The organism is Paenibacillus sp. P22 (genome assembly GCF_000469945.2).
Classification (GTDB): domain Bacteria; phylum Bacillota; class Bacilli; order Paenibacillales; family Paenibacillaceae; genus Paenibacillus_O; species Paenibacillus_O humicus.
Map to the genome: position 1 here is coordinate 1 of NZ_CBRA020000035.1, position 8,352 is coordinate 8,352.

Sequence of the window (8,352 nt, forward strand, 5' to 3'; positions counted from 1 at the left end):
TACGCTTGCAGCGATTTTAACGGTGAATGGAGCGTCCGTTCCTTTGACCGTTACGGTGTAATCGCCAGCTGGCAGATATACAGCGGACAGAACAACGGATTTGTTGTCGTCTGCGAATTTAGCCGTTACAGGGAACGAAGTCAGGCTGGATTTAACTGCGAATCCGCCGTCCAGGTATGTTTTTTCCGTAGCGGACAGAGCGCGGTTGAATTTAACCGTGATCGCTTTAGCGCCCGATTGAGCGGCTTCAGTAGCTTTAACAGCTTGAAGCGTAACTTCTACGGAGTAAGTTTTGCCGTTGTACGTAACGTCTACTTTCGTTGCTTGACCAGCTACGAGTGCAGTCGTCAGAGCTTGTTTTACCACTTGACCGTCGGAGAAAGTAACCTCGATGTTCTTCTCGTCGACAGCAACAGCGGATTTAACGGAAACAGCGGATGCGCTGGAAAGATCATAAGCTGCTTCGAATACTTGGCCGCGGGTAGCTGCTACTTTGTAAGAAGCTTGTTGGTCGATCAGACCAGCTTCGATAGCTGCTGCCACGTAGCCTTTTGCCCATGCGCTTACGGCGCCGGATACGGCAGCGTCGGCTTTAGGAGTCAGGCCAGCGGATTCAACGATGATTTTAGCAACTTGCTCAACCGTTACGTTTTGCGTAGGGCCGAACAGGTTGTTGCCGAGACCGTTGACGATGCCGGCTTTCGTTACTGCGCCGATGTAGCCTTTAGCCCAGTAGTTGGCAGCTACGTCTTTGTATTTCGAGGAAGCAGCGTCTTCGCCAAGGCCTTGAAGCAGCGCTACGACTTTGGAAATCTCGGCACGCGTGATGTTTTTGTCGAGGCCAGCGGAACCGCCTGGGTAGCCTTCAACGATACCTGCTGCTTTGAGTGCGTCGAACTTCTGTTGCGTCGTCAGTTCAGCCGCGAATGCGGAGCTTGCGAATACGGAAGTTACGAGTGCGCCTGTAACGACCAGAGATAAACTTTTCTTCATAACCTTTTGTTCTCCTCCTCTAACTTGCTTAAGTAAATGAGAGTGTTCTGTGGAACTATGAGTGCTCTTCTTACTCATCTGTTGTGTCACCCCCTTCCCAGAGTGTGGGAGCCATATAATATAGAAAAAGGTCTGCTTCATGTATAGACACGTGTAGGAACATGCCGCAGAAACTCGTAAAAACAAGTAGAAAAAAAATGGAAAGCTGTCAAACCACTAAATCATTATACAATGGCCTGATAGAACCAGTAAAGAGAAACATGTGAATATGTTTCCATATCAATAGAAACCATTTGGCATTGGACATATCCGCCATCCCCGCATCGGTCCAGGTTTCAAGCCGGTGCTCTTTGCGACTCCAGATACTTAAACGCAGGGCTTTCGCAAAAGTTGCGACTTCCGAAATTTTTTTTTGAAAATATCCTTGTCTTGCTGTTATGTATTGCCTTTGTTCGTAGGTTTTGGCTGCAAGCCTAGTATAACTTGGATAACCGCTCTTCGTCGACTCGAAACTTTTTCCATCTCTCGAATTATGTCGAATCCGGATAAGTCTGCCATTTTTGAAAGAAGTGCCTGGAAATTCCACATTTCCAGGCACAATCCATCCAATTTCATTGAAGATTAATTGATCTTTGGAAGACGTTTCAGGCTGACCAGCACTTTACCCAGAATAATGGAGGAGTCGGAACGAAGCAGATTCGCTTGCGGTTCGAATACGCTGCCTTTCTTCGGATCGCTGGAATCGACCGGCGAGCCCTGGATATAGCCTTTCTGGTAAATAGCCAGAACCGAAGCGCGGGCGTAGTAATCGATCTTGCTGTAATCCTTGAAAGCCTTTTGAAGTGCTTTCTCGATTTTCGCCGGATCCGTCTCCAGCTTGAGCTTGAGCGCACGGGCGAGGATAACCGAGGCGTCCTCGCGCGTCAGATTGCCTGTAGGCTCGAATACCTTCGGCGCCTTGCCGCGAATATAGCCTTCGTTGAAGGCCGTTTCGATGTAGCGGTAATCCCACAGTGCGGTGCTCTCGACTCCAACGTCATTGAAGAGCCGCTTGTTCGGATCCGTATTGTAGTTGAGACGTATGGACATCGCCTTCACCATCATCGTGGCGAATTCGCCGCGGGAGGTGTAGAGGCTGGCGCCGAACTCATCGTTGCCGGCGGCATTGATGAAGCCTTTGGCATACATCGCTTCCATATAGTTGCGCGCATACGGATGGGACGTAACGTCCAGATAGGAATATTTCATCTGTCCGACCACGTAGTAGCCGAACTCCGAGAACGGCACGGTGACCGTGTGCTTCTTGGTGTCGACGACGCCGCCGAGGTTCACCCATTCCGGCTTCTTCGGATCAAAATGGAACACCGTAATGAACGTTCCGTTGGCGTCTACAATGTTGGAGTCATAGCTCAGAGTCAGCGTCGCTTCCTTGGATGTGACCAGCTCGCGGTTCGCAGGACGGTCCGTGTAGGAAGGCACATCGGCGGTCGGATACTGATACGGATCGATGCCATACTTGAGTGGATCATAAACGTTGTCGGTCTGCGGATTGTCCGCAAGCCCCGCATCGATCCAGAATACCTTGCCCGCTTTGTTGAAGTTAGGGGAGAAGGTATTGTCGAACATGTTGCCCAGGCTCTCCAGAATCAGGTCGAAATTGGCTGGAGCCTGTTCGAATTCATGCCGATCGATGACTCCGTCGGATGGATTCGCAATTCCGAACAGCAGGCGGTGCCCGGTGAAGACTTGGTTTTTAAGCTTCTCCGGCACGTTGTAGTCGCGGCGGATGAGCGTCGTCGACTTAGGGAAGGCAAGCGTCAGTTCGCCCTCGAACACTTTGTGGGAGCTCTTCATTTCTTCCATATAACCGGCGCCCGGTATATTGGTTGGAGCATACGTCACCACGATCGTATCGCTGGTCGTATCGTTGTCGTTGGCGATCGTGAACTTGAGCTTGTTCTCTCCGGCCTTGAGTCCGGACACCATGACTCTATATGCGGTCGTATAGTCGATGGTACCGTCATTGTCGGCGTCGAAGGCGATTTTTTCGGCTACCTGCTTGCCTACCGTTACGGTCTTGGCATTAGGAGCGTCGATGACGATCTCCACGTAGTTCTGGTTGACGATGCGCTTGGAAGTGAGCGGACGCAGAATCTTGTACGGCAGAGCCGTAGGATCCACCTCCAGGCGGTAGCTGGCGCGGGCGCCCGCTTCCCCGTTGTTGTAGACATAGAAGTTGTAGACGCTCGATGTGCCGTCCTTGCTGAGATACTGATCGGTCAGCACCCAGGAAAGGCTTTGCGTCTTCAAGTCATAGGTGACGGTAAGCTTCGGCTGCTTGTCCCCTTGCTTGTCGATGGCTCCAATCGTCTTGTTTTCGTTCAGGACGCTCACCGTCTGCTGGTCCTTCGGCAATGTCGCATCGTTGACGACACGCAGCTCGTTGCTGAGAGTCCAGACAATCGGCTTGGAAAGCGTACTGCCGTCAATCTTCAGAATATAGTTGGAGCTGTTGTTGTCTTTGACAATGTTTTCTAGATTGCTTTGAGCTTCGTAGATTGTTGTCCCCAAGTCGATAAAGTCAAAGGTGCCGTAAATGTTCATGTACGGTTCCTTGGTCGTGTAGACGCTGCCTTGTTTGGGGAAATTCGGGTCATTCGCAAGCGGCGAGATCAATTCGCTGCTGTATGGATAGATGCTGTCCGGAGAGTAAGGAATCTTCGGCAGATTGATTTGTCTCAATAAAATGGTGATGGAATTTTCATAGTTGTTTTTGCCGCCCTTGTATACGAAGCGAAGCGTAAACGCCCCTCCCGCTTTCATAACGGATGCAGCTGTCGCGATGCCGTTGTTGGTCGCAACGAAATTGTTTTCGCTCGTATTTTTAGCAATTTCGATTGGCGTATTGTTGATATACAGGAACATCGTTTGAGCTTTGCCGTCAACCGGGCTATAGCGTATCTCCGACATGTCGTTCAGATTGCTCAACGTCGCATCGAATTTTTTCAGCTTATTCTGGATGATATCGTCCAATTGGGTGGACTTGGTCGTGTCATAGGGAATATCCATCGTATCGTAAATGCTCGAGTATTGCAGGAACGGTCCAAAAAGCATATTGAAGGTGACCGAGCCGGCGTCGTTGCCGCCCAGCTTGAAAAGCAGCGTCTGGGTGCCTTCGAAAGGCAGCTTTTTGACCTCAAGTACGATGCGGGTAAAGGTTTTGTTCACTCCCCCGATTGTGCGGGTCACCGTAGAAGTGTCGACTATACTCATGTCTTTAGACTCGATCTTGCCGTCTTTTCCATTGATATCTTTCACATTGCTGATCGTCAAGGGCTGGTTCGAGTAGTTGCCGATCAGCAATTCCATGGCGACAGGAGTGTCGTACAGACTCGATCCCGAGAGCGGCTTGCTTGCAAGGTTGAGGTCCGCTATCGTTTTGTAGCCCGGAATATAGTTGAATTCGCTGATGAACGGAGCTCCGGCATCCCGAAGCGTGAATTTCAGGTTGTAGACGCCTTGCGTCTCTCCTGCCACCGTGTTCATGGCTTCCAGATTGAGATTGTAGGCGCGGTCGAACGCATATTCACCTGCCTTCAGCTTGTCGAGACCAATGGTGAAGGTATAAACGTAGAAGGCATCTTCCGGAGAGTAAGCGTCTTTTGCTACCGTAGGAGTGGCATCAAAGCCCCCTGCTGGAAGCTTAGCCCCGTCCAGACTCGGGAAAATCTTAATGGCTTCCGATGGATTCGGATTGGGAACGGTTTTGCCGTCCACGATCTTTTTGTTGTTCGGAACGATGAGCGTACCTGTAATGGTAGCGTTTTGCACGCCTGTATTGGTGGTGGAGAAGTTCGGGGAATACTCCAGCGCCGCGCTGCTTTGGCCGTCGTTCAGGTTGACGTCGTAGAACGTCACATCTCCGTTGTAGAACGCGATTTCGCGTGTCGTCTCGATCGTCTGATTGTTGTTCGTCACCTTGATGGTAGCCAGGTTTTTGCCTTTTTTGACCGTCAAAGGAGAGATTGTAAATTCGTAGTTGTTGGAAGCTGACACATTATAAGTCCGGCTGGAGCCGTTGACCTCAATCGTCACTTTGGATGCATTCGGCGCGTTGCCCGTAATGGCGATGTCAGCGGAAGCCCTGCCGCGCGAAGCGCCTGATTGGACGACGGTCGTTCCATTCTCTTTCATCGGGAACGTGCTGCCATCCAAGCGGGCGGCAAGGTTATAGAAGACCGGACCGTCATGGTACATGACATAGATGGACGTCGATACCTCGGCGCCGCCCTGGAGGCCTTTGAATGTAATCCGATTCAGCCCGGAGTAGAGCTGAACATTGTTCACCGTAAGGTTGTAGCCGGACAGATAGATGCCGCCCTTTACTCCTTCGGTCTTGGCGCCCGTATCATCGTCCGTCGGGTCGTCGGTGCCTTTGAAGTTGACGACTTGAATGACGCTGTAGGTAATGCTGGAAGGATCGATGTTGCTGATCGAGCCTTCGAGATTGATTTTGCCGTTCGTCGTGATGCGGGGGCTTTTGGGACTGCTGCTTTCCTTTGCAAACGTGAAGTACCCCGTCGCGGCGGCGCTGGCCGTCTGCGAGGGAAGAGCCGGCATCAGCTGCAGGACCAGGGCCAGCAGCAGGAACATTGCGCTGAATCGTTTTAACACGGGAAGCCTCCTCCATACTCTTTCGGTGTTAGTTGGTGTAGGTTGTTTATCGGAAGAAAGCTGGTAAATTGTTAGGATATTGAGCCCTCGCAGAAAAGTATTATTATAATGTAGATAAATTTTTGGCAAACAAAAAAGAGCTCGTCCTTCCGGAGAAGGACAAGCCCTTTGATGGCGAAGTCTTTATTTGCCGCGCTCGTGATGCGGCTTCATGCGCATGCGCGCCAGCAGGTTCAGCAGCGGGCGCTTCGTCTTGTCGACGATGCCGATCAGCTCGGCGCCGATCTGCATCGCGAACACCAGCAGGCTGATGACGACGAAGGTGACCCAGTTGGCCGCGTGGGACTGCACCACGATGGACTGCACGATCGCGCAGGCGCCGAAGAAAGCCGCTACGCCGTAAATGATCAGCACCGTCTTGCGGTGGCTGAAGCCGAGCTCCCGCAGGCAGTGATGCAGATGCCCCTTGTCGGGAGCGAAGATCGGCCGCTTGTTCACCCAGCGGCGGATGATGGCGAAGAACGTGTCCGCCATCGGCACCCCGATGATCAGGAGCGGCGTCACGAAGGATACGATCGTGACTTGCTTGAAGCCGATCATGGACAGCGTCGCCAGGCTGAAGCCGAGAAACAGCGAGCCGGAGTCGCCCATGAATATTTTAGCCGGATGGAAGTTGAACACCAGGAAGCCCAGGATGCCTCCGAGCAGCAGGCTGCTCATCAGGATGATCGGCTCGAAGCCGAGGAAGCAGGCCATGATGAGAATCGTGCCGATCGCGATGCCCGACACTCCCGCCGCCAGACCGTCGAGGCCGTCGATCAGGTTGATCGCATTGGTCACGCCGACGATCCAGAAGATCGTCAGCGGGATGCTGAGCCAGGAGGAGATCTCCTGCATGTCCTGGCCGAACGGAATGTTCAGCAGGTCGATCTTCACGTCGAAGCCGAAGACGACGACGCATGCCGCCACGAGCTGGAACATCAGCTTCACCTTGGCCGACAGCTCGAACCGGTCGTCGAGAGCGCCGGTCAGCACGATGATCGTGCCGCCCGCCAGCATCGCGCGGATCAGATTCGTATCGTAGGCGCTCAGCAGCCCTTCCGGAATGAACGGAAGCAGCAGGAAGAACGAACCGATAAAGGCGAGATAGATCGCCAGGCCTCCCAGCCGCGGCATGATGCGCGTATGGACCTTGCGGGCATTCGGCTTGTCGATGGCGCCGATCTTGAACGCGAAGCGCTTGACGAGCGGCGTCAGCGAGACGGCCAGGATCAGAGCGACTGCGAAACCGACGATATAAGTCATTGTGGCATTCACTGGAAATTCAACTCCCCTTCATTACACCGGAATGAATTATAACTCGTTCGAAAAAGAAACTCCAACCCCAATATCAGGGCATTTCGCGCAAATTACGGCGAATTGACGCTTCTAGTAAGGTTTTGTCACCTTTTCCTTCTCCCGAATCACTCTCAGAGCGAATTGCGGCAGAACGAGCATTCTCCGGAACCGCGAAGGCTGCTGCAGAAGGCGGTAAAACCATTCCAGGCGCAGCTTCTGCATGAATACCGGAGCTCTCTTCAAACGGCCGGCGATAATATCGAAGCTGCCTCCGACTCCCATGATGAGAGGCACTCCAAGCTCCTGCTTGTAGCGGGCGATCCAGGGCTCCTGGGTAGTGGCGGAACGGGCCACGTACAGCATATCCGGAGAAACCGCCCTGATCCGGGCGATGACCTCGGCGTCCTCCTGCTCCCCGAAATAGCCGTGATGCGTTCCCGCGATGGTTACGCCCGGATATTTCGCCTTCAGACGCGCCGCGGCCTCGTCGATGACTTCCTGCGTCGTGCCGAGCAGATAGGCGGACCAGCCGCGCTCCTCGCCTTCCAGGAACAGGCGGTGCATCAAATCGAAGCCGGGCACCCTTTCCCGGACCGGCTGCCCGACATACCCGGCGGCCCAGACGACGCCCGCGCCGTCCGGAACGACAAGCTCGGCTTCCCGCAGCATCCGATGGAAGGCGGGATCCTCGAGTCCCATCATGACCATGATGGGATTCGCCGTGACAACCTGGCAAGGCTGCCCTCTTTCAATAACGTTCGTAAGGTACTCCACGGTTTCGTCCATACCCATGCGGGAAAATGGAACGCCATAGATCGAAACCTTCGGAACGGTCCGCGACTCCAGCCAGGCGGAAGCCTCGGAGGCGTCCCCAATCGCGTCCGCCAGCGCTTCTACGGCATCATCCGGTGCATGTGCGTTGGCTGCTTGATGGGACGGGTCTATAAAGTCTTTTGTAGTCGACATGGGTCGAACGGTCACCTCTTCGTTTCCTGACGCAGGTACTGGACAATATGTTGCGCCGGCTTGCGGGCCTCCTGCTGAAGCTTGTCGATCGCGGCGGATTTGTCCGCTCTCCAGCCGTCTCCGCCGTCCAGAAGCCGCTCGGCGGCATCGGCGAAGGCGGCGGCGTCCATGGCTTCCGTCGTTGCAATCGGGCGCTCGCCGAGGCGGGCCAGAAACTGGTCGATCTTCGGATCATAGCTGAGGCCGAGCATCGGCACGCGGCGGCCAGCCGCGTAGATGAGCGCGTGCAGGCGCATGCCGAGCAGCATGTCGCAGCGGCTGACCTCCAGCAGCATCGCCTGGGGGTCGTCGCCCGGGGCGGCGAGCTCGGCGGAGCTGCCG

At 54.0% G+C, this 8,352-nt stretch carries 5 protein-coding genes; all 5 read right to left on the minus strand.

The genetic code is table 11. The features are described from left to right. The coding region (locus BN871_RS07405) for an S-layer homology domain-containing protein (protein WP_048745209.1) at positions 1–993 on the minus strand (993 nt) is incomplete at its 3' end. A gap of 621 nt (positions 994–1,614) precedes the next feature. Further along, positions 1,615–5,667 carry an S-layer homology domain-containing protein gene (locus BN871_RS07410; RefSeq protein WP_157060237.1) on the minus strand — a complete coding sequence of 1,351 codons (4,053 nt, stop codon included), beginning with the start codon at positions 5,665–5,667 and terminating at the stop codon, positions 1,615–1,617. Between the two features lie 183 nt (positions 5,668–5,850). Continuing rightward, the gene (locus tag BN871_RS07415) at positions 5,851–6,972 is read right to left on the minus strand and encodes a glycosyltransferase family 4 protein (RefSeq protein ID WP_048745211.1); all 1,122 of its coding nucleotides are present in this window, start codon (positions 6,970–6,972) and stop codon (positions 5,851–5,853) included. A gap of 123 nt (positions 6,973–7,095) precedes the next feature. Further along, entirely contained in the window at positions 7,096–7,797 is a 702-nt protein-coding gene (locus tag BN871_RS07420; RefSeq protein WP_232312884.1) for a WecB/TagA/CpsF family glycosyltransferase, read from the minus strand. Positions 7,798–7,982: 185 nt separating this feature from the next. Beyond that, on the minus strand, positions 7,983–8,352 hold a 370-nt coding region (locus BN871_RS07425), incomplete at its 5' end, for a polysaccharide pyruvyl transferase family protein (protein ID WP_048745212.1).

Coding starts and splice junctions, on each gene's coding strand:
- BN871_RS07415 (WP_048745211.1), bottom strand. CDS start 6,972: ATGACTTATATCGTCGGTTTCGCAGTCGCTCTGATCCTGGCCGTCTCG.
- BN871_RS07420 (WP_232312884.1), bottom strand. CDS start 7,797: ATGGGTATGGACGAAACCGTGGAGTACCTTACGAACGTTATTGAAAGA.